Origin of the sequence: Empedobacter sp. R132-2 (genome assembly GCF_030324375.1) — a bacterium.
GTDB classification, from domain to species: domain Bacteria; phylum Bacteroidota; class Bacteroidia; order Flavobacteriales; family Weeksellaceae; genus Empedobacter; species Empedobacter falsenii_B.
The window spans coordinates 59,157-85,037 of record NZ_JACAGG010000007.1 but is presented as its reverse complement, the minus strand read 5'-3'; the positions used below and the strand labels follow the sequence as shown (position 1 = coordinate 85,037).

General features: G+C 30.3%; 24 protein-coding genes. 8 read left to right on the top strand and 16 right to left on the bottom strand.

Going from position 1 to position 25,881, the window contains the following annotated elements:
* Positions 1 to 38: 38 nt before the first annotated feature.
* Both HXZ69_RS05785 and HXZ69_RS05780 read right to left on the bottom strand, forming a co-directional pair.
* Positions 39 to 635 (bottom strand): LURP-one-related family protein, encoded by a 597-nt coding sequence (locus HXZ69_RS05785; protein WP_180905346.1) that lies wholly within the window; start codon positions 633 to 635, stop codon positions 39 to 41.
* A gap of 76 nt (positions 636 to 711) precedes the next feature.
* Positions 712 to 1,407: a YjjG family noncanonical pyrimidine nucleotidase gene (locus tag HXZ69_RS05780; protein WP_286495339.1), complete on the bottom strand. Its 696-nt coding sequence runs from the start codon at positions 1,405 to 1,407 to the stop codon at positions 712 to 714.
* A gap of 51 nt (positions 1,408 to 1,458) precedes the next feature.
* Here HXZ69_RS05780 and HXZ69_RS05775 point away from each other — a divergent pair, with 51 nt between their 5' ends.
* The 4 genes from HXZ69_RS05775 to HXZ69_RS05760 are packed head-to-tail and all read left to right on the top strand — an operon-like array spanning position 1,459 to position 5,897.
* Positions 1,459 to 2,718, top strand: coding sequence for a lipopolysaccharide biosynthesis protein (locus tag HXZ69_RS05775; RefSeq protein WP_280049012.1), 1,260 nt, complete (start codon positions 1,459 to 1,461; stop codon positions 2,716 to 2,718).
* Positions 2,711 to 3,847: a glycosyltransferase family 4 protein gene (locus HXZ69_RS05770; RefSeq protein WP_286495336.1), complete on the top strand. Its 1,137-nt coding sequence runs from the start codon at positions 2,711 to 2,713 to the stop codon at positions 3,845 to 3,847. The genes HXZ69_RS05775 and HXZ69_RS05770 overlap by 8 nt, the downstream gene beginning before the upstream one ends.
* Complete coding sequence (locus tag HXZ69_RS05765) at positions 3,844 to 5,091, top strand: MATE family efflux transporter (protein WP_280049013.1); 1,248 nt, start codon at positions 3,844 to 3,846, stop codon at positions 5,089 to 5,091. The genes HXZ69_RS05770 and HXZ69_RS05765 overlap by 4 nt, the downstream gene beginning before the upstream one ends.
* A 2-nt stretch (positions 5,092 to 5,093) precedes the next feature.
* The gene (locus HXZ69_RS05760; RefSeq protein ID WP_125349542.1) at positions 5,094 to 5,897 is read left to right on the top strand and encodes a class I SAM-dependent methyltransferase; all 804 of its coding nucleotides are present in this window, start codon (positions 5,094 to 5,096) and stop codon (positions 5,895 to 5,897) included.
* Here HXZ69_RS05760 and HXZ69_RS05755 read toward each other — a convergent pair.
* Positions 5,894 to 6,769 carry a polysaccharide deacetylase family protein gene (locus HXZ69_RS05755; RefSeq protein ID WP_280051190.1) on the bottom strand — a complete coding sequence of 292 codons (876 nt, stop codon included), beginning with the start codon at positions 6,767 to 6,769 and terminating at the stop codon, positions 5,894 to 5,896. The genes HXZ69_RS05760 and HXZ69_RS05755 overlap by 4 nt on opposite strands.
* A gap of 106 nt (positions 6,770 to 6,875) precedes the next feature.
* Here HXZ69_RS05755 and HXZ69_RS05750 point away from each other — a divergent pair, with 106 nt between their 5' ends.
* On the top strand, positions 6,876 to 7,571 hold the full coding sequence (locus HXZ69_RS05750) for a class I SAM-dependent methyltransferase (protein ID WP_185144150.1): 696 nt from the start codon (positions 6,876 to 6,878) through the stop codon (positions 7,569 to 7,571).
* Here HXZ69_RS05750 and HXZ69_RS05745 read toward each other — a convergent pair.
* The 6 genes from HXZ69_RS05745 to HXZ69_RS05720 form a co-directional block, all read right to left on the bottom strand.
* Positions 7,545 to 8,432 carry a hypothetical protein gene (locus tag HXZ69_RS05745; RefSeq protein WP_219033877.1) on the bottom strand — a complete coding sequence of 296 codons (888 nt, stop codon included), beginning with the start codon at positions 8,430 to 8,432 and terminating at the stop codon, positions 7,545 to 7,547. The two genes, HXZ69_RS05750 and HXZ69_RS05745, sit on opposite strands and share 27 nt — an antisense overlap.
* Positions 8,429 to 9,658, bottom strand: a complete 1,230-nt coding sequence (locus HXZ69_RS05740; RefSeq protein WP_286495334.1) for a polysaccharide deacetylase family protein — start codon at positions 9,656 to 9,658, stop codon at positions 8,429 to 8,431. The genes HXZ69_RS05745 and HXZ69_RS05740 overlap by 4 nt, the downstream gene beginning before the upstream one ends.
* Before the next feature lie 27 nt (positions 9,659 to 9,685).
* Positions 9,686 to 10,384 (bottom strand): RadC family protein, encoded by a 699-nt coding sequence (radC, locus tag HXZ69_RS05735; protein WP_286495333.1) that lies wholly within the window; start codon positions 10,382 to 10,384, stop codon positions 9,686 to 9,688.
* Positions 10,385 to 10,475: 91 nt separating this feature from the next.
* On the bottom strand, positions 10,476 to 12,158 hold the full coding sequence (locus HXZ69_RS05730; RefSeq protein ID WP_286495332.1) for a glutamine--tRNA ligase/YqeY domain fusion protein: 1,683 nt from the start codon (positions 12,156 to 12,158) through the stop codon (positions 10,476 to 10,478).
* 129 nt (positions 12,159 to 12,287) lie between these two features.
* Positions 12,288 to 12,812 (bottom strand): ribosome maturation factor RimM, encoded by a 525-nt coding sequence (gene rimM, locus HXZ69_RS05725; protein WP_280049017.1) that lies wholly within the window; start codon positions 12,810 to 12,812, stop codon positions 12,288 to 12,290.
* A gap of 24 nt (positions 12,813 to 12,836) precedes the next feature.
* Positions 12,837 to 13,364, bottom strand: a complete 528-nt coding sequence (locus tag HXZ69_RS05720; RefSeq protein ID WP_180905332.1) for a 30S ribosomal protein S16 — start codon at positions 13,362 to 13,364, stop codon at positions 12,837 to 12,839.
* Between the two features lie 325 nt (positions 13,365 to 13,689).
* Between HXZ69_RS05720 and HXZ69_RS05715 the strand changes: the two genes are divergently transcribed.
* From HXZ69_RS05715 to HXZ69_RS05705, 3 genes are all read left to right on the top strand, one after another.
* Positions 13,690 to 15,768, top strand: a complete 2,079-nt coding sequence (locus HXZ69_RS05715) for a S8/S53 family peptidase (protein WP_286495331.1) — start codon at positions 13,690 to 13,692, stop codon at positions 15,766 to 15,768.
* An 84-nt stretch (positions 15,769 to 15,852) separates the two neighbouring features.
* Entirely contained in the window at positions 15,853 to 16,452 is a 600-nt protein-coding gene (locus HXZ69_RS05710; protein ID WP_219033870.1) for an HD domain-containing protein, read from the top strand.
* Positions 16,453 to 16,485: 33 nt separating this feature from the next.
* Positions 16,486 to 18,060: a S41 family peptidase gene (locus HXZ69_RS05705; RefSeq protein WP_221854295.1), complete on the top strand. Its 1,575-nt coding sequence runs from the start codon at positions 16,486 to 16,488 to the stop codon at positions 18,058 to 18,060.
* A gap of 124 nt (positions 18,061 to 18,184) precedes the next feature.
* On the opposite strand, the gene HXZ69_RS05700 is transcribed toward HXZ69_RS05705, so the two are convergent.
* The 7 genes from HXZ69_RS05700 to hisF all read right to left on the bottom strand — a co-directional run bounded on the left by HXZ69_RS05700 (position 18,185) and on the right by hisF (position 25,881).
* Positions 18,185 to 18,694 carry a class I SAM-dependent methyltransferase gene (locus HXZ69_RS05700; protein WP_312027047.1) on the bottom strand — a complete coding sequence of 170 codons (510 nt, stop codon included), beginning with the start codon at positions 18,692 to 18,694 and terminating at the stop codon, positions 18,185 to 18,187.
* Positions 18,695 to 19,054: 360 nt separating this feature from the next.
* On the bottom strand, positions 19,055 to 20,059 hold the full coding sequence (locus tag HXZ69_RS05695) for an FAD:protein FMN transferase (protein ID WP_219033868.1): 1,005 nt from the start codon (positions 20,057 to 20,059) through the stop codon (positions 19,055 to 19,057).
* A gap of 128 nt (positions 20,060 to 20,187) precedes the next feature.
* Positions 20,188 to 22,377 (bottom strand): PepSY domain-containing protein, encoded by a 2,190-nt coding sequence (locus HXZ69_RS05690; protein WP_286495328.1) that lies wholly within the window; start codon positions 22,375 to 22,377, stop codon positions 20,188 to 20,190.
* 1 nt (position 22,378) lies between these two features.
* Positions 22,379 to 22,870, bottom strand: a complete 492-nt coding sequence (locus HXZ69_RS05685; protein WP_286495327.1) for a DUF2271 domain-containing protein — start codon at positions 22,868 to 22,870, stop codon at positions 22,379 to 22,381.
* A gap of 8 nt (positions 22,871 to 22,878) precedes the next feature.
* Positions 22,879 to 24,342, bottom strand: coding sequence for an ankyrin repeat domain-containing protein (locus HXZ69_RS05680; protein ID WP_286495326.1), 1,464 nt, complete (start codon positions 24,340 to 24,342; stop codon positions 22,879 to 22,881).
* Positions 24,343 to 24,520: 178 nt separating this feature from the next.
* The gene (gene hisIE / locus HXZ69_RS05675) at positions 24,521 to 25,132 is read right to left on the bottom strand and encodes a bifunctional phosphoribosyl-AMP cyclohydrolase/phosphoribosyl-ATP diphosphatase HisIE (RefSeq protein WP_219033866.1); all 612 of its coding nucleotides are present in this window, start codon (positions 25,130 to 25,132) and stop codon (positions 24,521 to 24,523) included.
* Positions 25,129 to 25,881 (bottom strand): imidazole glycerol phosphate synthase subunit HisF, encoded by a 753-nt coding sequence (gene hisF, locus HXZ69_RS05670; RefSeq protein WP_219033865.1) that lies wholly within the window; start codon positions 25,879 to 25,881, stop codon positions 25,129 to 25,131. Before hisF ends, hisIE begins: the two co-directional genes overlap by 4 nt.

Here is a 25,881-nt window from a genome sequence, read left to right as displayed (position 1 = left end):
GACTATTTTTGAATCTGCAAATATTTTTTTAAATAAAATTATCCTCGATCTCTATCGCTTATGAGCATCATCATAAAACTCAAAACAAAAAGTGTATCATTTTCGGATGATTGATATTGATTTAATTTAAATTTTCGTCCAAAGAATGAAGGTTCTTTTGATACTTCCATCATTTCTCTTCCTTGTAAATCAGTTAAAACATATTTTGGATTGAAAATATAACCTGAGAAAAATCCTACAACGGGAATTTCTCCAACCATTCCGTCCATCATACGCGTAAAACCACTACGTTCGTTGATTGTAAATAAATGATTATCATTTGCGTCGTAAATATGAAAAGTCGCTTTCCAAAAGGATTTGAAAGTTTTTCGTTTTGCTTTACCAACAACATTTCCGTTCGCATCTGTAATGGTAAAAGTTTGTTGAAAATCGATGATTTTATTCGAACGAAGTTGAAAAAGTTCTTCTTTTTTCGATGAATCACGGTAGATTTTAATCACATCTCGCCACGAAAGAATTTTTTCGCGTACATAAAACACAGGTTGATTATTAGCATCTGTTACAGAAAAATCATTGGAAAAAGTTGCAATATGAAACTTTATATCAAGCGGAAATTTTAGGTTGTTTAAATTCATAAGTATTGAGTAATTTTTATCAAAAATAGATTTTTTTCTGACATAAAAAAAGGTTCAGAATTTCTGAACCTTAAGTTTATAAATAATTTCTTACTTCATCTAAATGTGTAATTGTAGGAACATCATCCATCGAAAAATTATCATCTAATCGATCAAAGAAAATCGCTGACATTCCGAAAGCTTTTGCGCCAACAGCATCCGCAATCCAATCGTCACCAATGTAAATTGATTCATCTTTTTTAGCACCAGATTTTTCCATTGCCAAAGAAAAAATACGAGGATCAGGTTTCAAGATTTTGATTTCGTCTGCATAAGTCACCGTATCAAAAAAACCATTTAATTCTGATGTTTCAATTTTACGTTTCGAAACTTCGATAAATCCATTTGTGATAATGTGTAATTGATATTTTGGTTTCAAATAATCCAACAATTCCATTGCTCCATCCACCACTTCATTGTAATTGGTAATCGTTTCCATGTATTCATCTTCAAAAATCTTTGCTAGAGCATCATTATCAATCCCAAGATTATCAAAAGCTTCTTTGAAACGACGAGCACGTAATTCTTCTTTTGTAATTTTTTTGTCACGAATCAAAGCCCAAAGACCTTCGTTGCTATCGTGATAAAATGGATGAAATTCCTCGAATGTAAAACCATATCTATTTTCTACATCATACTTTTTGTAAAGCTCATCTAGCGCGAATTTTGCATTTTTTCTGAAATCCCAAAGTGTGTTATCAAGATCGAAAAAAACGTGTTTTATTGTGTTCATAAATGCAAAGCTAAGGATTTTATGTAGATTTGCTGATGAAGAAAATATCAATTGAAAGCGAAGTTAGAAAAATTTAAAACGAAGAATGCCAAAGGTGTTTTGTCTTTGTTGGCAGGTAACACAATTGCGCAAGTGATTATGTTTATTGGCGGAATTATTTTGGCTCGAATTTATGGTCCAGAAGCATCGGGAACTTACAATGCTTTTTTGAGTTTTGTGGCCATTCTTTCTATTTTGACAACATTTCGTTTAGAGAATATTTTCGTGATTTCGAAATCATCGAAAGCGATTAGAAATTTGTTTACAACCTTATTATTAGTGAGTAGTATTGTAACGATTTTATTCTTTTTGGGTTATGCTATTTTAGAAAAAATTTTCACATTCAAAACCTCCTTATTTATTGTTTTCTTAAGTTGTGTTGCAGGGGTATTTACAGCTTGGAACAATGTACAAAATACGTTGTTTACAAAGTATAAATTATTCAAAAGTATTTCGACTGGATTTGTGATTAATGCGTTGTTTTCGGTTTTTTTTCAGTTCATTTTTTATTGGATAGGCTACAAAGAAACAGGATTGATTTATGGAACAATTTTCGGAACTATTTTGTCTTGTGCATATTATTTTTCAATTACAAAAGGACGATTTTCTTCCATTGACTTTGGGTTGGCTAAACGAACAATTTCTAAGAACAAAGAAATCATAAAATATACATTACCCTCAGAATCGTTGAATGCAATTGCTAACAATTTATTGCCAATTATGATCGCGATTTATTTCTTGAAAGAAGATGTAGCTTTTGTGGGAAATTCAGCTAAAGTTTTGGTTGTTCCTTTGACGTTGCTTTCCAATTCGATGTCTAAAGTTTTCTTTCAGAAATCTGCTGCAATGATTGATCATCGTTCACATCAATTATATGATTTATCGAAAAAAGTGGTGCTGTACAATGTTGGAGCAATTGCTGTTTTTCTTTTGTTGATGAATTGTATCGGAATTTTTATTCTCGAGTGGATGCTTGGACCAGAATGGCGAGGTCTGCATATTATGACGTGGATACTTTCATTTTGGATTTTGTGTCGTTCTGCAATGAATCCTATTCAGCAAATAGTTGTGGTTATCAAGAAAAATCATTACGCACTATACTTCAATATTTATTTGGTTTTCGTCACATTGATTACTTGTGTGATTGGCGGACTAAATAAAAACATACTTTTGACGTTATCTCTATATTCTTTCTTTGCAGGAATGGGCTATTTGGTTCAACTTTACTTTGTAATGAAAGAACTGAAACGTTATAAAAAGTTAGGTGAATAATTCGAGAAAAAATATTTTAGCTTTAGCATCTTGGTATCCGAGTAGAATTTTTTTAGATAATGGAGATTTTATTCAGCGCCATTTACGTTCTATCTCTACTTTAAATAATGTGACGCTTGTTCATGCAGTAAAAGATGAAAATTTAAAATCTAATTTTGAAATAGATGATTCTATCAACCAAAATGTAAGGGAAATAATTGTTTATTTTAAACCATCTTTTTTTCGTCCGTTTAATTTAATCAAACAATTTATAGCTTTTCTGAAAGGAGTTTCTTTGGTTAATAATTTTGATATAATTCATCTCAATGTTGTTTATCCAGCTGGTTTAGTTGCTTTGTTTTTGAAAAATAAATACAAAAAACCAATAGTTTTAACAGAGCATTGGACAGGATTTTCTCCAGAACGTTTTATTTCATTTCCATTTTACAAGAAGTTTTTAATTAAAAAAATACTTAGAAAGGTAGATGTTTTAACGCCTGTTTCAAATGATTTAGCACAGAAAATACTTAAAATTTATCCTATAACAATTGTAAAAATTATTCCAAATGTTGTGGATGTAGAATTGTTTTCGGTAAAAGAAGATTGTAAAATAAAAAGAATAACTTTTTTACATCTTTCGCATTTAGAAAATGAACATAAAAATATTTTAGGAATGTTGAATGTTGTTAAAAAGTTAGTTGATAATGGTTATAATTTTGAATTTCAGATTGGAGGAAATGGAGATTTAACTTTGATTAATAATTTTGTTGAAGAAAATAATTTGTCTGCTTTTGTAAAATCTTTTGGGCGATTACAACATTTTGAAGTGAATCAAAAGATGAAAAATGTGAATTGTTTTGTACTTTTTAGTAATTATGAAAATCAACCTTGTGTACAAATAGAAGCTTTTGCTTCGGGAATTCCTGTTATCGCAAGTGATGTTGGTGGAATTAAAGAATTTATGCCAAATAATTTTGGATTTATTGTGAATAAAAATGATGAATCAGCACTTTATAAAGCAATGGTTGAGGTGATAGAAGGTTATGAATTTGCAACACCAAAGGAATTAAATAATTATGTTTTGAATAATTTTTCTAAGGAAGAAATTGCTCAACAATTTGATGATGTCTACACGAAAGTTTTAGAATGAAAGATTTAATCAAATTCATACAATCCTTTTTACAAAACAATGGTTTTTACGTTTTTTTATCTTTTGTGGTAGAAAAATTAGTGATGTTGATTAATACCATTTTCATTGTAAAAATGATTCCTCAAGATGAATTTGGTCGTATAACACTTATCGCATCTATCATTGGGTTTGTTACGCCATGGAATGGATTAGGTTCATTACAGGTTTTGATGAAATTTGGTGCTGGTGAAGAAAATGAACAAACACGTAAAGACCTAAGTCGAAAATTATTTAGAAATGGTGTTATTAATCAGCTTATTTTATGTAGTCTTTTTATTGTAATTGCTAATTTTTATGCCATAAAATTTGATCATTTATTGTGGATTATTCTCTTGTTTTCTGTTCGTCTTTTGGGCTTATTTTTCCAATCACATCTTACAATTGATTATCGTATAAATGGTTTTAATAAAAAGTTTGCTTCATTAAATATATTGATTAACTGTTTGGGACTGATTTTTACATTTTTCTTAACCATCAACTTTGGAGCAATTGGTTATATGATTTCGCTGGCGATTACACCTTTTATTAGTTTATTTTTCTATTCTAAAACAATTTTACAACAATCAATAAGTGGTTTAAGTGAAATGAATTGGAAAATGATGTGGAAATATGGAAGAATGGAATCTTTGGCTTATTTCGCTTCAGAGTTATTGTTTTCGATTGATATTGGAATGATTGCGATTTTTATGACAGATAAAGATATTGCTTTGTATAAAGTTGCGATTCTTTTGCCTATGAATTTATTATTTATTCCGACTATATTATTTCAAACCGATTTTCCTCGAATTATTAAAAATAGTCAGAACAAGGATTTTCTGAAATTTTATATAAAAAATTATTATAAGCTATTCATTCCTATAGGAATTAGTATTCTTTTAGGAAGTTATTTTCTTAGAGATTTTATAATCGAGTTATTTTTCAATAAAAGTTATTTAACTGGTGGTACAGTTTTTTTTATTGCAACAATAGCAGTTGTTTTAGCAATGTTGTTTAGAGTATTATACATTAACTTGAATAGTACAATAGGAAGATCAGATTGGAATGTAAGAGTATCAATCCTCTCAATTGTTTGTTTAGTTATTTTTGATGCGCTATTAATTCCTTTTTATGGAATAGAAGGAGCAGCTTTAGGTATGTTAATAACTTTCTTAATTTCTGGATTATACGCATATTATTTGTTTAATAAGTATTTAAAAAATATTTAAAAATGTCATTATCAAAAAAAATATCAAAATTTATAAATGGATTTTTTCAAATTTGTAAGAATCCTTGGTTATTAAATATTATCATTGACCAAAATGAAAATTGGGAAAAGAAAACGCCAAATCATTATAAGAAAGGACTAAATCAAGTTTCTTTAGATCAATTATTTCCAAATTTTGACGGAAAATTAGATACAGTTGCTTTTTTAGATGGCGGTTCTTTGATTACAGATTTATTACTGCTGAAAAATGCGTGTAAAGAATTTGAACAATGTAAATATTTCGAAATTGGAACTTGGAGAGGAGAAAGTATTGTTAATTTGATTGATGTTGCTGATGATTTGAATACGTTAGATTTAGATACAAAGGATTATAAAACGTATAACTTTTCACAAGATTATGAAAATGCACATGGTTTTTTTATAAAAGATAAATCTAAAATAAAACAACATTTAGGAGACTCGACTAAATTTGATTTTTCAGGATTGAATAAAAAATTTGATGTAATTTTTATCGATGGAAATCATCGTTTTGATTTTGTAGTTTCGGATACAAAAAATGTTTTTGAACATCTGATTCATGAAAACTCTATCGTTATTTGGCATGATTATGCATTCTCGCCAGAAAAGATACGTTTTGAAATATTGAATGCAATTATAAAAGGAGTTCCTAAACAATTTCATAAAAATCTATATCATGTAGAAAATACAATGTGTGCTATTTATACACCAAAGAATTATGAAGGAAATATTCTTAAACTTTACGATAATCCAAAGAGAATTTTTTCTATAGATTTAAAAATTAATTAATGAGAAACAACATGCTTCTGTAGTAGTTTCTGAATATAAAATTTATAACGATTCTTTTTTATAAAAATTGCTGGGTTAGAAATACAATTATCCATCGGAAGTCGCTGAATATTTGTTGAAATCTCATCGTTTTTTATTCCTGCCGTACCAAATGTAAAATCGGATTTTATAGTATTAAAAAAGTTTATAGAAACTCCATCATCTGTAAAAGGAAAAGAAAAAACTCGATAATCCAAATTAAACTTTTGTTGGATAAAATCTAAACTTTCATTTGTCTCTATAAGTTGTTGTTCAAAAGAAATATCGCGATAATAAGGATGATTCATTGAATGTGCGCCAATTGTAAAGCCTTGATGAATTAATGCTTTAATTTCATTTTCATTCAAATAAATTTCAACATCATTTAGTTTTATTTCTTGTTTTAAAATTAATGAATTAATTTTTTTAAGATCATGAATAGAATAATTTAAAAGTTCTTTTTTAAGGTTATTGTCTGTAATGTTTTCTAAAATGAAAGCAACTTTATACCGATAAAAAACTTCTTGATTGTCAATAAAATTTGGATTGATAAAAAAAGTTGCATCTAAATTTCGTTCTTTTAATATTGGAGCAATTATAGAGTAACATTGTTTCAAACCATCATCAAAACTAAGATGAAAGTAATTTTCTTGAGGAATAGAACCATTTTTTTCGTATAAATCAATTAATTCAATCATAGAAATATTGACATAATTTTTCTGAAAAAAATCTAATTCACGTTGAAATTGATCAATAGATTTTAATGGATATAATTGATCGATATGAATTAATCTTTTATCTGAAACTGTATGGTAAAAAGGAAATATATTTTTTTTGAATAAATTTAATATCATAAAATAGCAGTCTTAACGTTTGTAAGTAATGAATGCAATTAAAACATTTTATAAAAAAATATTTTCCGAAAAGATAAGAATTAATAATAGAAAAAATTTAAAGAAATTGAATGGATTATTTCTGAAAGGAAATAATTTTTATTGTAATTGTTGCGAACAATCTTTTTCTAAGTTTTTGGATAAATCAAACGGTATAGATAACCGAGAAAATGCTGAATGTCCAAATTGTGGTTCATTAGAAAGGACAAGAGTTTTGTTAGAGTTTATAAAAAATGAAACAGATTTATTGGTTAAACCGAATAAATTATTGCATATTGCTCCAGAAGACGCATTGAAAAATATTTTTAAACAGACCGATAATTTACGTTATATCAATGCTGATATTAACATTAATCTTGCTGATGAAGAAATGGATATTACTTCAATAAATTATCCTGATAACACATTTGATTATATAATTTGTTGTCATGTTTTAGGGCATATTCCAAACGAAAAAAAGGCAATTGATGAATTGTTTCGCGTTCTAAAAAAAGGAGGAAAAGCTTTGATTCAAACTCCTATTCATCCAATAAATAATACGTTTGAAAATGCTGAATTTAAGACAGAAGAAGAACGATTAAAAAATTATGGCGAAAAAGATTTATTGAGATTGCATGGACAGGACTTTCAAGAAAGATTAAAACGTGAAAATATAATTGTCGAAAAAATAGATTATCGAAATAAAATTGATCATAATTTAGCAAAGAAACTTTCTGTTGGAAATGGCTATCGTGAATTAATTTTTCTTTGTCAAAAAGTCTAAATTAGAATAGTTTGTATAATGATTTTTTATAGCACCAAAACCTTGCATAAATTTAGCTATAGAAGGAATCATAGAACCTTCGAAATCAAGTGTTAATTCTGAATTAGAAAAGTTTTTGATAATGTAATCTATTATGTAAGCTGATCCAAAATTACTTTTTGAATTCTTATTTCTTGCAAAAGCAAAATTATAAACTCGATTTTTAGAAATCATGATTAGTTGACAACCAATTAAATTTTCTTCTTGATCAAAAATTTCATAAATATTAATAATTTTTTGATTAAATAAACTTTGAATTTTTTCTTGCGAATAGTTTATTAAATTATTTGCGATCAAATATTCATAAGATGAATTTATTTTGAAAAATCGATTTAATTGAGTAACTTTTTCAATGTTATAATTGGATTTTTCTACTTTACGAATTTCATTTTTTCTATTTCTACTGTAATTTGAAAATAAAATTTCATAATCTTGATTCAAATCTAAAATATAATTAACCTTTTTCTGTCCCTTCGGTTCAAACATCTCTGTATTTTCCTCATTAAAAGCATAAGCTCTCACTAAATTTCGATGTAGTTTTTTCTCAAAAAGTTGAAAAGTTTCTTTTGAGAAATTTTCTTGATGAAAAACTCCTAATTGTTGACAATAAATTGGTTGTGTAATAAATTTTATACCAATTTTTTTTGTATATGGCAAAGGCATTATGGCTTCATAATCGTTCAAAACATAACAATCCCAATTGTTTTCAACTAAAGCATCCAAATAAAAAACTTCGGCATAAATGCGGTAATTCACCGATTTGTTGAGACATTCGGTATATTTATTAACATCTAATTTTTTTCGAGAAACTCTTTTTATCATTTAAAAATACTTTCGTAAACTTTTCGCCATTCAGTCCAATCTTCGTTCAAGTTTGATTGGTGGAATAATGTTATAAACGTTCCGTTTGTGGCTTTAATTGTTTGTTTCAATCGTTTTATTTCTTCTAGAGCTTGTTGCGGTGTTAATTTTAAATAATTTTTCAATGTAACATCCATTGCAACAAAAGGATATATAGTTAACAATGTTTGTTGATTTGTTGATAAGTCAAACCATTTGAATGGAGTAGATGTTCCAGCTCTAAAGCCTAATTGATGAGGGAATCCCATGGTATAATCTTCTAAAATTTCATTTATTAACAATTGTTGATAAGTGAGAGGAATGCTCAATTTAATGAAATGTTGACGTGATTTTTTTATAGGTTGATTGATGATTTTTTCTAATCGATTAATTTCAGTTGTTAATTTATTTTGTTCGAAATTAGATTGATAAGAAGGATGAATTCCAATTTTTGCCCAAGTTGAAATGTTATTTATTAAATCTTTTTGAGCATTATTTTTCCAATGATGATTTTTATCGAAAGTAGAATAATCACCCAATAACCAAAAGAAAATTGTTTCGACTTGATGTTTTTCAGCTAAATCTTTCAAATAATCAAATGTATCATAAGGATCTTTTTCTTTCTGATTCAAAATTTTGATTTGATTCTGAAATTCTTTGAAATCACCTTTTAAAATTTTCTTTGAAAGTGAACCAAATTTTATTTTAGGAGAATGATGAAGATATTTCCATGCATAATCTACGTCATGAGTATTAATCTGTTTGAAAACTCTCTGTTTAAAATAAATTTCAGGAAATTTAGACTTTATCTTTTTTTGAATTTCAATACAAATTTCATCTACAATTGGTTTCGAATAATCTAAATCCGAACCTAAAAAACGATTGTGTTTATCAAATTTTTCTGGTTTTGCAATGTATTCTTCATAACGAGAAAGCCAATAAAAACATTTCCCAAATTCGTTTAAAATTGAATAATCAACATTTTCTTGAATGGTAGTTTCCAATAAAATATCATCAACTTTATAATTGATTTCATTTTCTAAAAATTGATTTGAAAAGTTGATTTTTGGTAAAATTGATTGTGAAAACTCATCAAAATCTGTAGTCGTTTTGTAGTCAATTCCAGAAAAATTATGAAAAATAAAATCGAAAATATATTCAATTCGATTCGTTATTTTTTCTGTAAATATGATGATTTTTTGACTCAAAATAGTTTTCAATAAAGCTTAAAGATATCAAATTAGACCATCATCCGCAAATGAATAAAAATCTTTTTGAGAAACAATAATGTGATCTAAAACTTGAATATCTAAAAGAGTGGCACCTTCTTTTATTTTTCGAGTAATGTGTATATCAGACTGACTTGGAGTAAGATTTCCAGAAGGATGATTGTGAGAAAGTATCATTCCAGTTGCCATTAACTCTAAGGCACGTTTAAAAATTACTCGAATATCGACAGCGGTTTGATTAATTCCACCTCGTGAAATTTGCTCAGTTTTAATGATTCGATTTCCTTGATTGAGAAACATTACCCAAAATTCTTCGTTTGGTAAATCACCAATTTGTTGTTGTAAAATTATGGATGCGTCTTTGCTTGAAGTAATTTTGTCGCGTTCTAAAATCTCTTGCGAATTTCGTCTTCTTCCAATTTCCATTGCTGTGATTATCGAAATTGCTTTTGCTTCTCCAACTCCTTTGAATTTGCATAAATCTACAATTGAATATTTTGCTAATTCATTCCAATTATTGTTTGCAGAATTTAAGATTCGTTTTGCTAACTCTACAGCGGATTCATCACGATTTCCACTTCCCATGATAATCGCTAACAATTCGGTATCAGAAAGTGACGAACGCCCTTTTAAAGCTAATTTTTCGCGAGGACGATCATCTTCATTCCAGTTTTTTATCGAATTTTTATTCTCTAAGTAATCCATTTATATAAGGGATTGATTTTGTATTTTACAATATAATAAAAAAAGCTCGAACAAATTTGTTCGAGCTTGATATTTAATGAAATAGTTTTTTTTATTTATTGACTTTTGCCCAAGTATCTTTAAGGGTAACTGTTCTATTGAAAATTAACTTTTCTGTAGAAGAATCACGATCTAAAGCAAAATATCCAATACGTTGAAACTGGAATTTATCCTCCACTTTGGCTTCTTTCAAAGCAGGCTCAGCAAAACCTTCTTTTACAGTTAAAGAATTTGGATTGACAAATTGTAAAAAGTCAACATCTTTCTCTGCATCTGGAGATTCAACTGTAAATAAACGATCATATTCTCGAACTTCGATCGGAATATTCTCTGTTGCAGAAACCCAATGCAACGTACCTTTTACTTTACGTTTAGAAGCTTCAGTTCCACTTCCAGACTTCGTTTCAGGATCGTAAGTTGCATAGATTGTTGTGATATTTCCTTCAGCATCTTTTTCTACTCTTTCAGCTTTAATGAAATATGCACCTTTCAAACGAACTTCGTTTCCTAATGATAAACGGAAGAATTTTTTAGGCGCTTCTTCCATAAAATCTTCACGTTCGATGTAGATTTCTCTTGTGAAAGGAACGATACGAGTTCCAGCTGTTTCATCTTCCGGATTATTCTCAATTTCTAATTCCTCCACTTGTCCTTCTGGATAATTTTCGATTACCACTTTCACTGGATCAATAACAGCAAAAACACGAGGAGCAATTTTATTTAAATGATCACGAACAGAGAATTCTAATAACGAAATATCCAATACATTATCACGTTTTGCAACACCGGCTGTATTCCAAAAATTCTTAATCGATTCTGGCGTATAACCGCGACGACGCAAACCTGAAATAGTAGGCATACGTGGATCGTCCCAACCTGTTACAACTTCTTCTTGAACCAATTTCATCAACTTACGTTTACTTGTAATCATGTACGAAACATTACCACGAGCAAATTCGCGTTGTTTTGGTTTTTGAGGTTGATTTGGTAGTTCCACATTGTTCGCGTACCATTCGTATAAATCGCGATGATTTTTGAATTCTAATGAACATAATGAGTGTGAAATTCCTTCGATATAATCAGATTCTCCATGCGTCCAATCGTACATTGGGTACATTTTCCAAGTGTCTCCAGTACGGTGATGAAGACGTTTCAAAATACGATACATAACAGGGTCGCGCATGTTCATATTAGGAGAAGTCATGTCTATTTTTGCACGTAAAACATGTGTTCCTTCTTCAAATTCTCCCGCTTTCATTCGTTCGAAAAGATCTAAATTTTCTTCAACAGAACGATTTCTATAAGGAGATTCAATTCCTGGTTCAAAAGGTGTTTTACGTTGTTCATTAATCACTTCTGAAGACTGGTCGTCGATGTACGCTTTTCCTTCTTTAATTAATTGAACAGCCCAATCGTAAAGCTGCTGGAAATAATCAGAAGCATAGCGTTCTTCAGCCCACTCGAAACCTAACCATTTCACATCTTCGCGGATAGAATCTACGAATTCTTGCTCTTCTTTGTCAGGATTAGTGTCATCAAAACGTAAGTTTACAGGCGCATTGTAACGCTGTCCTAAACCGAAGTTTAAGCAGATTGCTTTTGCATGCCCGATATGCAAATAACCATTTGGTTCTGGTGGGAAACGAAAACGTAAATTTTCTTTCGGCATCCCGTTGGCTAAATCATCTTCGATGATTTGCTCAATAAAATTCAATGATTTTTTTTCTTCTTCCATTTTTTAATTACGATTGAGTTTGCAAAGGTACGAAATTGACAATAAATATAATGTCGAAAATTCCGGATTTTACAATTAGAAAAATTCAATCAAAAAATAGAAGTAAATAAATGATTTATAATGGATAAGTTACCCCAAATAAATTTCCAATAATCCGTTTGGAATTTGGATAAGCATTGCTTTTTCGTTACGATTAACTTCTAAGATCCACTCATCAATCATCGGGATTAAGATTTCTTTTCCGTTTGCATCTACTTCAAAATAAGCTTGTGCAGCAGAATCGTTAACAGATTTTATCGTTCCAACTTCTGTATTTGTTTGATCATAAATCGTGAAACCAACAATTTCGTGGTAATAAAAATCTGTTCCAGAAAGTTCTGGTAATGATTTTAGAGGTAAATAAAGTTCGCGATTGATTAATTTGTCGACATCTTCGTCTTCAACATCTTCAAATTTTACTAATAATTTTGTGCCTTGATAAGGCTGAGAAGTTTCGAAAAAAAATGGAACCAGTGTACCATCTTGCTCGATGAACACTGCTTCCAAAGTATCGTATAATTCTGGTTCGTCTGTATCCAAGTGAATGATTAAATTACCTTTGAAACCATGTCTCTTTGTAACTTTACCTAAATAGTAGCAATCATTTTTTGTCATTTGGAACGTCTCTGAACTTAAAAATTATTCTTCTGTAGCAACTTCTTCAGTTGTACCTTCTGCTTCTTCAGCAGGAGTTTCTTCAACTTGTGCAGCAGCTTCAGCTTCCTGAGCAGCTTTTACACGAGCTTCATTAACAGCTTTTTCAGCTTCTAATGCAGCAGCTTTAGCAGCAGCAGCACCTGAAGTTAAACCGTCTTTTTTAGCTTGAACTTTTTCACCTTTAGCTTCTAACCAAGCGTCGAAACGTTTGTCAGCTTCTTCTTGAGAAAACGCACCTTTAGCAACACCACCTAATAAGTGTTTTTTCATAAAAGCACCTTTGTAAGATAATAAAGCTTTAGCAGTATTAGTTGGCTCAGCACCAGTTTGTAACCATTTTACAGCAGAATCAACATTTAATTCTACAGTTGCAGGGTTAGTAATTGGGTTGTAAGTACCTAATTTTTCGATGAAACGACCATCACGTTTTGCTCTTGAGTCAGCAACTACGATGTGAAAGAATGGTTTTCCTTTACGACCATGTCTTTGTAATCTAATTCTTGTAGCCATAGTATAACTAATTATTTTGGGAACTCGTCCCGTTTTACAAATTTGAGGTGCAAATATACAAAAAAATAATAATATGAATTAGAATTAGTATTCAGATATTAATTCTAATTTTATATAAATCAATTTCATGAAATATTTAACATTAATGATACTTACATTATTATTGTCATGTAAGACCAATTCTACTGAGCTTAATAAGAAAAATGATATAGACTCGGTGATTATTAATGATGACCATATTAAAATTAATGATACACTAATTATAAGAGATTCAACAATAACTCCTTCAATAATTAGTGAATAAAATTACATAAATAAACATAGTATGAAGAAAACATTTATTTTATTATTTACATTATTTGGATTGTCAGCTTCTTTTGCGCAGGATAATAATGCGATTTTTTATAAAAAACTGGAAGAGCAGCAATTAAAGAATGAACAGAAGTTTAATAGTCTACAGAATAAGAATGCTAAATCTGTAATTGTAGATCAATCAAAAGGAATTTCTAATCTCGCAGGTTTTATAGAAGATTCACCTTTTTTTTACCAAACTGATGATATTAGAGCAAATACAGGAGCGGGTATTACTGAGTTACAAAATGAAGGTATTAATGGTTTTGTTTTGAATGGGAAAGATGTTAGTGTACTAGTAATGGACGGAGGGGCAGCGCTAGGAACACATATTGAGTTTAGAGATCTTGATTATGGAAATTCAAGCAGATTATTTGATACCGAAAATGGAGCAACTGCAATATCTGATCATGCAACTTCTGTATCAGGTTTTATTGCAGCCGAAGGTAGAGCTTCATTTAATGGATACCCACAATATGCAGCTAAAGGAGTATTAACAAAAGCTAAAATAAAAAATAGCAGTTTTAATACAACAACAAATGGAAACAATATACAGAAGCTTTTAAATGCAAAAGAAAATTTATCTAATCATTCTTATGGTGTAAATTTAGGATGGGATAATTATTATTCTAAGACAGATAAATTAGGTCCTGGATGGTATTTTAATATGACAAATTATCAAGATTTAGTTAAGGACGCCAGTGCTACTTTGAGTGGATCTTATTATAGTTCTGATGCTGATTTTGACAAGACGGTTTATAATAATCCAAATTATATTGTTGTTAAATCAGCAGGTAATTATTATGGTTCGGGACCAGATGCCTCTGATACTAATCCAAAATTCCAATACAAAGATGGGATTTGGACACCTTTTACTGCATCGGAAGTAATACCTTCAAAAAATTGTATTAATGATGCATATTGTATTGGTTGGGGGTCATTGGCTAAAAATATCATTGTTGTAGGAGCGGTTAAATTACCGAATACTACTGATTATAAATTTACGACATTAACAAAAGATAATAGAGCAACATTTTCAAGTGTTGGACCTCGTAAAGATGGAGCAATTAAACCAGATATTTCTACTTATGGAGATTCTTTGATTGCTCCTTCATATGACTCATCAAATCCTACACAAAATAATGTATTTATTATAGGAAGTGGTACATCTTTTTCTGCACCAATTGTGACGGGGGCAATGGGAATGTTGACTCAGTTACAAAGATTAGTAAATAATAATTCTACATTTACTTTTTTTGGAGATGAAGCTAAAACACTACTTTTACATACTGCTGATGAGGCTGGAGATAATGATGGACCAGATATTTATTTTGGTTGGGGATTATTAAATACTAAAAAAGCAGCAGAGGTTTTATTAGATGATACAAAATTGTTTGAAAGAAAATCAAAAGTTTCAGGTACAGATATAGTGTATGAAATAACTTCCGATGGAACACCTTTGAAAGCAAGTATTTCCTGGATAGACCCAGAAGCAGCTTATTTTAAAAATATAAATGATTTATTTTATAATCAGTCTTCAAGATTGATTAATGATTTTGATTTAAGAGTAGTAGAAAGTTCTACAAATGTTACTTATTTTCCATGGAAATTAGATTTAAATAATGTTACTGGTCCTGCAATCAAAGGAGATAATACAGTAGATAATTATGAACAAGTTCTTATAAAGACTCCAACAAAAGGAGCAAAATATAAAGTTATTATTTCAAATAAAGGAAATTTAATAGATAACGCAGGAGTTAAAAAGAATCAGGATGTTACTGTATTGATAACAGGTAGAACAACTGGAGCTCTTAATACAGATGAGTTAGCTGTTGATAAATCGATTTCTGTTTATCCAACATTAGCAAAAGATATTGTAAATGTACAGACAACTGAAAAAATAACAGTTGTAGATATTTTTGATATGACCGGAAAAAAAGTTTCGTCTTCGGATAAGAAACAAATTAATATTTCAAATTTACCGACAGGTGTTTATATTATTAATATCAAAACAGATAAACAATCGGTTTCTAAGAAAATTGTAAAACAATAGAACAGTATTTTTTCTATTAATTTAAAACTTCAATAACATTGTTATTGAAGTTTTTTATTTTAGCGTGAAATAGATTATTAAAAAATGAACAAACAAGAAATACTTATTCAGACACAAGCTTATATCAAAAAAACTTTTTTAGATGAAGGAACAGGACACGATTATTTTCACATAGAACGTGTGGTGACAAATGCGAAGAAGATTTTAGAAACTGAAAATGCAGATTCTTTTTTGGTTGAATTAGCAGCTTGGACACATGATATCGGTGATTATAAATTGCATAATGGAGTTGATAAATCGGAGGAATTAATTAGAAAATTTTTAGAATCAATTCATGTAGAGGAAGAATCAATTCAGAAAGTATTGGAAATAGTCTCGCAAGTTTCATTTAGTAAAGGAAATAAACCAACAACTATCGAGGCTGAAATTGTGCAAGATGCTGATCGTTTAGATGCAATTGGAGCGGTTGGTATTGCGCGTTGTTTTGCATATGGCGGAAGTGTAGGTAGTATTTTATATAATCCGTACGATAATTCGAAAGACGCTTCTAGCGTGCAACATTTTTATGATAAATTATTTAAATTAAAAGAGTTGATGAATACCAAAACAGCAAAAGAAATTGCTTTAAAACGTCATCAGTATATGGAAAATTTTATCGAAGAATTTTATCAAGAAGTGAAATAATATTGTAACTTATTATTCATTTAATTATCCTTAATGCAACTAAAATTTACTCTAATTTATTTGTCACTTTTATTGATATGCAGTTGTGCTTCTGTCGAGAAATATAATGCAGATATTGATAAAGAGATTCCTGCGAATAAATTGAAAAAAGATGTAGATTTTGTTTATAAAAAACTAAAAAGATATCATCCAAAATTAGATTTATATACTTCTCAAGAACAAATTGATTATAAATTTGATAGTCTTAAAAAGTCAATTGATAAACCATTGAAACCAAATGATTTTTATGTCAAGTTTTTTCCGATTTTCGAAAGTTTAGAACATGGTCATACAGATATTTATCCGATATATAAACGATTAGAAAAGAGCAAGGAAAAAAAATACAAAGAATCTAAATCTGCTTTTAGTGATTATAGTTTTTTTTGGCAAAATGATTCAGTTTTTTTAGTGACAGATTACAGTAAAATCAATCCGATTAATCAAGGTTCAGTTTTGCTTTATATAGATAGTGTTTCTACAAAGTATTTATACGATAAATATAAAAAAAGTATTTATGGAGATGGTGAAAATCAAACTTTTTCGGATAATGTCTTTAACCGAACTTTTCTCAATTATTTTACTTTAGAAAATGGAATTAAAGATTCGGTTGAATTAACTTTTAAAATGGGGAATTCAATCATCCGAAAAAAAACATTTCGTACCTATCCAAAACCTAAAAATGATAAGATTTCAGAACTACCAAAAATTACAAAAGAGCAGAAAGAAGTTGAGCGAAAAGTTAGGATAAAACAAAAGAAATACGGCTATTCTAAAAGTTCCAAAACCTATTCCAAAGATTTGACTTTTCCTACGAACGACAGTACGATTGCGGTGTTAAAAGTAACTGATTTCAGGAAAGGAAAAATACGCGAACTATATAAAGAGGTTTTTACGGATATCAAGAATCATAAAGTTCAAAATTTAGTTCTTGATCTTCGCAACAATGGTGGTGGTTACCTAAAAGATTCGCACTATTTATACGCTTATTTGGTCGATGATTCCAAGGCATTTTTAGGTGAAAAAATCGTCGCGAACAAAACCTCTTTTGGCAAGTCGTTGTACAATCTTTTTCCCGTTTATTCCTATCCGTTGCTTTGGTTGGGATCGGGTTATACTTATTTTTCGACGTCAAAAAATGCTAAAAATGAATACGAATTGCACATGCCTTTTTCGCATGTCAAAATAGATAAAGAGCTCGTGTATCACCACAATTTGTATGTCATTATAAATGGTGGTTCTTACTCTGCTTCGGCGTTGATTTCGGCTAATCTTCAACTAAAAAATCGAGCATTTTTTGTAGGTGAAGAAACGGGAGGAGATTTTAATGGAACGGTTGCTGGGTTGATGCCAAAATTTACGTTGCCCAATTCCAAACTCAAAATTTCGGTTGGTACAGTTTATCTTTCTCCTATTGAAAAGCGAGATGAACAGGCGCATGGTGTTTATCCAAACCAAGTTATTCAACCTAATTTGCAAGATAAAATTAAGCGTACGGATGCTGAACTGAAATGGATTTTAAATGATATTAAAAAAGGAAATATCGAATACAATAAAGCTTTAAAAATATAAAATCATCTCCTGAATTAAGGAGATGATTTTATATTTTTAGCGTTTGAGCGGGCTATTCGTTACAATCTTTTTTGTAGACACCGCGTCTACAAAAAAGGATTTCCACTACTATCCCTAACGCATTTTATTTTTTGTTGAAACTACAAAAAATAAAGTTCTGAATCGTATCAAATGGCGTTTTATGATCAATTGTAAAACATTCTATTTTCTCAAAATTAGCTTCAAAAGTTGAGGTTAACGACGTTTCATCATTTTGTTTTATTTCCAAACCACTACATTTTAATGGTCCATTTGTCGAAAAAGTTCCAATAACCATTTTTCCTTTTACAGCTTTCGAGACCAAATTTTGGTACTTTTTGATGTCATTTTCTTCTATTAAAAAATGAAAAACTGCTCTATCGTGCCAAATATCGTATTGTTCTGTAGGTTCAAATTCGGTGATATCAGCAACAATCCAAGTTACTTTTTCTGCATTATTTCCTAAACGCTTTTTTGCTCTTTCCAACGCATTTGCAGAAATATCCAAAACAGAAATATTTTCATATCCTTCTTCCAATAAAAAATCGACCAACTTACTATCTCCACCACCAATATCAATAATTTTAGCTGTTTTATCAGCTCCAAAAGAATGAATAAAATTTAAAGAAGTTTCTGGTTTTTCTTGTGTTCAACTCACTTCTTCTGGAGTTTTTACTTCATATATATGTTCCCAATGAGATTTTTTATTGTCGTTCATAGCTTTTGTATTTTGTTTAGGTGCAATTTCGACTTTTTATTTAAAATGAAGCATAACAAAAATTACAGAACTGAGTCTATTTTTTCTATAAAAAACACCTTTTACTAAATATAATGGTTATTATACACTTAAATAATTTAAGCTAAATTATTGATATTGCGAAAGTGCTGTTTTGGATAAATAAAATTGATTCAGAAACTTCTTTGTAAGGAGCATTTTTACGTTGAAACTGCATATCTAAATCACCATTTTTAAGTGTTATTTCTCAAGTTTTCGTTTAATCTTCTTGTAGTTTTTTGAACGAATAATTTTTCCTTTATCTGTAATCAAAAGAGCAGCGTAATCTTTTTGTTGATTGATAAAATTCAATCCTTTTTCTTTTCCTAAAACCATGATAGAAGTGCTAAAACCATTACACATTTCAGCATCCGTCCCAATAACTGTAACCCCTGTTAATCCTGTTGAAGGATAACCAGTTTTGGGATTAATAATGTGTGAATAGCGAACTTCATCAATCAAAATAAATTTTTCGTAATCACCAGAAGTCGTAACAGCAGCATTTTTCATTGAGAGAATATCCAACATTTTATGTCGATTAAATGGATTTGTAATTCCAATTTTCCAAGGTTCTCCATTTGGTTGATTTCCCCAAGTTGTCATATCACCAGAAGCATCAATTATACCCGCTTGTATTCCTAAGTCTTGCATGAAAGTTCGTGCTTTTTGTGCTGCATAACCTTTTCCTGTTGAACCAAAACCGATTTTCATTCCAGCTTTTTTTAAGAATATTGTTGAATTTTCTTCATCTAAAATAATGTTTTGATAACCGATTTTTTCGATGGCTTTTGAAATCTCTTCCTGAGTTGGAATCTTTTCCATTGAACCATCAAATTTCCATATTTTGTCCATTGCCGCAAAGCTAATGTCAAAAGCACCATCGGTTAGTTGCGAAAAATAAATCGCACGCTTTGTTAAGTCAAAAACTTCTCGATCTACTTTTATCGCCTTTATTCCTGCATTTTGATTGACAAGAGAAACTTGCGAAGTTGGTTTCCAGTCAGAAATCAAATTCTCAATTCTAATCATTTCATCAATTGCTTTATTGATGTTTTTTTCAACGGAAATAGAATCGGAATCAACCAATGTAATTTTGAATTTACTTCCCATTAAAATTGTATCTCTAACTCCAACCGTTTGAGCATTCATCGGAGTTAGAACATACAATAGTATAAAAGTGAATATATTTTTTAGAATGAATTTCATTTTGGTTTATTCATTTGTTATTCTGAGTTTATCGAAAAGTATAAAGCTTAAAGATACCTCGACAAGCTCGGTATGACAGGTATTAGGTTATTCTGAACTTGTTTTAGGATTGCATCAAAATTATTTTTCTAGTAACAATCCGTCAAAAATTGCCCATTTGTTTTGAATTCTTCGAATGATTTATTCAAATGTTCTTGACAGATTTGTTCCAAAACTTTCTCTACATCATGTTGCATTGTGAGAGCACCACAAATCATAAGAATTCCACCATTTTGTAATGTTTCAGCAAAGAATTTAGCATCACGATTGACTAAATCCATCACATACTGTTTATTTTCTTCACGAGAAAATGCAATGTGAAATTGACTCAAATGATTCGTAAAAATTTGTTTCGTAGCAAATTCTTGATAAGATTTTGTTGTTTCATTATCATGTCTGAAACCACAGTATAAATGCGTTTCAATATTTTTTGAATTCTCATCAATCATCCCAAGAAAAGGTGCAATTCCTGTTCCGTTTGCAATCATCACAACTTTTGAAGCTTTTGGAAATCTAAAGGCTTTATTTTTTACAATTCGAGCTTTAATCGTAGAATTTTGAACCAAATTATATAAATATTGAGAACCTAATCCAAACTCATGCAATTTTACAATTAACTGTAATTTATTATCTACTTTTCCAACCGAATATAAGCGTTCTTTGTGATCACTTTCGGGATAAATTGCTAATAAATCTCCAGATTTGAATTTCTCTTTTACATCTAAAATAACTTTAAATGTAGCATCTTCTTGTGTGATTTTAGTGGTAGAAATAACCTTAACATTTTTCAGTTCTGGTGCTTTTCCAACATACATCGCAGGCGTTGTTGCTAACGGAATATCTGTCGTTTCTTTGTATGCAATGACCCAATTTGTGAATTCTTCCGGCGATTTATCATTTACTGTTTTCAAATCCAATAATTGAGTAGCCCATTTTTGATCATTCAACCATTTGTCAACTTTAACTGCATAGCCACAATAATCTGAATATGCTCTTGATCCAAATCCTACAACAGAAAATTCGATGGATTGGTTTTGTGGAAATTGTGTGATTAATTGTTCAAATTTCTTAGCATTCGCAGGCGCATCACCAATTCCATAAGTTGAGGTAAAAATGATGAGTTGTTTTGCTTTTGGATAAATTTCATATTGATTCATCTGAGCAATGAATGATTTTTTTCCGTTTGCTAAAAATTGCTCTTGAATTTTTGAAGCAAATCCAACAGTTGCACCATTTTCTGAACCAACTAAAAGGATAATTTCAGCTTCGTTGGCTTTATATTTATTTTTGCCAATTTTCGTTTTTGTACGTTTGAACGTAATTACAAATCCTGACCAAATAAAGAATAAAATGTTAAGCGAAGCAATTCCTAAAATCGCTGCCCAAATAACATTGGTGCGACCTGTATGTAAATCGATATTGAATTTTTCTACAATTGCTGAATAAGGATTCAACGATTCTGAAATAATCGCTCCATTTACTTGATTAACCGAAACCGATTTTTTTCTTAAATGAACGATAAATGGTTCTGCTTCATCATCTGGAATAAAAGGAAATTCAATCTTTTCAACACTACTTAATTTTGTGTTTTTGAAGAATTCAATGTCTTTTAAATCTTTTGGTTGTAAATTTTCTTTGACTTGATGCTCAATTTCTTTTGGTTGACCAACTAAAGGTTCTAATCGCGCTAAGAAAATCAATGTTCCTGTTAATGCAATGATTAAAACTGGAATTAATAACCAACGTCCAGTTACAACATGAAAATATTGTGAAAAGGAGTCTTTGTTAACTTTTATAAAGAAATTTAGAATTCCTTGTTGACGTTTTACGATTAAGATTAATCCACTTATTGAAATTAACATCAATAAAAAAGATACGACACCAACAATTGCTCGTCCTGTTTCTTTTAGAAATAATGAACGGTGCAAGGCTGTGACCCAATTGATGAAATCACTTTTTGGAACAATCTCACCAATCTTTTTTCCTGTTGTAGGATCAATGTAAGATTTGATCGAATTTCCATCTTCGTCCATCGCATCAATTGTCACAAAATCATTGTGATCAACTTTTACTTCTATTATTTCAAAATAATGCTCGCGCAAAGTTGGTAAAACTTGCGCGAGTGTTATGTTATCGAAATTTTCTACTTTGTATGCGGGCGATTTTTCGTTTATTGCATCAACAGCCAAAATTACTCCTGTGATAGATAGAATAACTAAAAATGCTGAAGATAAAATTGCAAGACTCAAATGCGCATATCTCCAAATAGATAATGTCATTTTATTGAACTTTTATAAAACGTACGGCTTTAATATAAACTGAACCTTTGATACCTGCTTTGTTGTCTAAATCCGAAGAATTTAATGCAACTTCAGCATCTTTTGCGACGTATTTTTGAGTTTCTACAGCAGATTCAAAACGTAATTTGTATCCTTTATTCAATTTTGCAGTATCAAACTCGATGACACGTGTCGCTCTCGCTCCTCCAGCAACTGAAGCACTTGTGATTCCGTTTAATTTTTCTTTCTTTTTACTATTGAATTTGTGCCATTCTTTTAACGTGTTATACCACTCGTTATCTGTTCCCAAAACACCTAAAGTTTTTTCGTATTGTCCTTTTGGATTGATTAATGAAATCACTACATAGGCTTCTTTTCCCGTGTAATTATTCATCTGAATCATTGTTTTGTATTTTGTTGTTTGTGCAAAAGTGGCAGTTGCCATTAAGATTACAACTAATCCAACTAATTTTTTGATTAAGTTAAATTTCATCTCCTTCATTATTTTAAAAAGTCAATAGACACATTATTTTTCTTTAAGAATTCGTTTTCTCCAGCCAAATCATAAGCTGTTTCGTCAAATTCTGTTTTAATATCTTTTTTCGCTCCAGCAGCAACCAAAGTTTTTAAGGTTGCATCATCTTTCGCAATCAAAGCTGCTTTGTGTAAAGCTGTATTTCCGTCTTCATCTTGTGTATTAAGATTCACACCTAATTCAATCGCTTTTTTCACCAAATTTACATTTCCTTTATCAACAGCAATGTGTAACAAAGTTGCACCTTTACTTTGAGTAGCTTTAAAATCAACTTTTGCATTTGTTAATAAAGCTTGTTTTTCTGCGAATGATTCATCATTTGGTTTGAAAGAATTGAACCAATAATAAGCCAAATTATTTCCATCTTTATCTACAATATCAGCTTTAGCGCCTTTTTCTAACAATAAAGAAACGATTTGAGATGTTCCAGAAGCAACAGCTTTTGTTAAAGCTGACTCACCATTTTTATTAACCGCATTTACATTGTTTGCTTTTGATAAAAATGTATTGATTAAATCTGTATTTTTTCCTCCAGCAGCAACCATTAATGCAGTGTTTCCTTCTTTATCAGCAATTTTAGCATCAACACCTTTTGATAAGATAAAGTTGATTGTTTCTGAGTTTCCTTTGCGAGATAAAGCGTGTAATAATGTTTGTCCGTCTGGATTTAACGCTTTCGGATTTAATTTATATTTTGTAATTAATTCTTGGAAAACTTCTACGCCATTTTCTTTTGTTCTCGAACCTTGTGTGGCAAAAAATAAAGCTTGATCAGTAGGTTTAATTCCTTTCGCGATTAATTTATCTATGATTGATAAGTTTCCTAATTTTGCAGCATAATCTGCTACAGTACGTCCATTAGCGTCTTTATCACTTAATGATAAACCTTTTGAAATAAAATATTCTGTAACTTTTAAATCATCATCATTCGCAATCGCTTGCATGATTAAGTTTGAACCATCTTCTCCTTTAACTTTTGGATTGGCACCAGCTTTAATCAACGCATCGTATACTGCGATATTCTGATTTCCAGCACTTGCTGCATATGTAATCACATCGTAACCATGGCTATCTTTGTAATGAACATCAGAACCTTTGGCTAATAAATAATTTACTAATTCTAAATTCCCCGCAGCAGCAGCCCATTGAAGATAAATTCTTGAGTGATGCGTTTTTTTATCAACAGAATTTCCTTCTTGTTCAATTAAAAATTTAGTCACATTAAAATCTGCTTTGTTATTAATCGCTATCACAACAGGATCAAAGAAGCCTCCATTTTGAAAAGAAGGACTATTTCCTTTCGAAATTTCAGTTTTTACAGTTTCTATTGTTGGATTATTTTTCCAAAAACCAGCGTCCATCAACGTGTTCGTCTGAGCTTGAATAAATGAAGCGACAAGGATAGCAGCAGAAATGAATAATTTTTTCATATGAATAGAATATATTGTAATAATTATTTAGACTAATTTTAATTTGATTTCAAAAGTATTATTTTTATTTATATTAATTCTAATTAAATCAAATAAATTTGGCTAATTCTGCTAAACATCAGTTTTTTGAAAACAAAAAAGATTGCTAATCTGCAATCTTTTATATTTCTAAACTACTTTATTCAGCTCGTCTTGGACCATTTTCTCTCGATTTCAAAACGTTTTCAACATCTTCCAATTTGAAACCTTTGGCTTTCAATAAAATTAAATAGTGATACAACAAATCCGCCGCTTCATTAATAAATAAATCATCGTTGTTGTCTTTGGATTCAATCACCAATTCAACTGCTTCTTCACCTACTTTTTGTGCAACTTTATTGATTCCTCTTTTGAATAATTTATTGGTATACGAATCTGGATCATTGTCTAAATCAATTCTATCGTTAATGGTTTGTTCCAATTCATATACAAATCCATGATTTGTTTCTTCTTTAAAACAAGTCGTAGAACCCGTATGACAAGTTGGTCCAAAAGGTTTTGCTTTGATTAAAACTGTATCGTTGTCGCAATCAACTGCGATAGATTTTACTTCCAAAAAGTTGCCTGATTCTTCACCTTTTGTCCATAATCTATTTTTTGAACGAGAATAAAAGGTCACTTTTCTAATTTCTTGGGTTTTGTTAAAAGCTTCTTCGTTCATGTAACCTAACATCAGAACCTTGTTGTTAAGATAATTTTGAATAATAACGGGAACTAATCCGTCGTTACTTTTATTGAAATCGATGTTCATCGTATCGGAATATTTTGTTCTTTTAAATAACTTTTAAGTGTTGGAATTGGAATTTCACCAAAGTGAAAAATACTTGCAGCCAATCCACCACTTGCATTTGTTTGGGTAAAAACTTCTGTAAAATGCTCCATTTTTCCTGCTCCACCAGAAGCAATTACTGGAAGATTTACAGCATCAGCAACCGCTTTTGTAATATCAATTTTGAAACCAGCTTTTGTTCCATCGCCATCCATAGACGTTAACAGAATCTCGCCAGCGCCTAATTCTTCTACTTTTTTGACCCAATCTAACGTTTCCCATTCGGTTTCAATTTTTCCACCGCTTACGAAAACTTTTTGTGTTCCATTTACATCGCGAGTATCTACTGCAACGACTACACATTGCGATCCAAATCGAGCTGCTAAATCTGCAATTAATTGAGGATTTTTGACAGCCGAAGAATTAACGGAAACTTTATCTGCACCAGCTTTGATGACCGCCGAAGCATCTTCCACAGAATTAATTCCGCCACCAACTGTAAACGGAATATTAATCGCTGAAGCAATTTTTTCAACCATTTCAGCTAAGGTTTTACGTTTTTCTAAAGTCGCTGTGATATCCAAAAAGACTAATTCATCAGCACCTTCTTCTACATATTTTTTTGCTAATTCCACTGGATCTCCCGCATCGCGTAAGCCCACGAAATTAACACCTTTTACCGTTCGTCCATCTTTGATGTCGAGACATGGTATGATTCTTTTCTTCAGCAT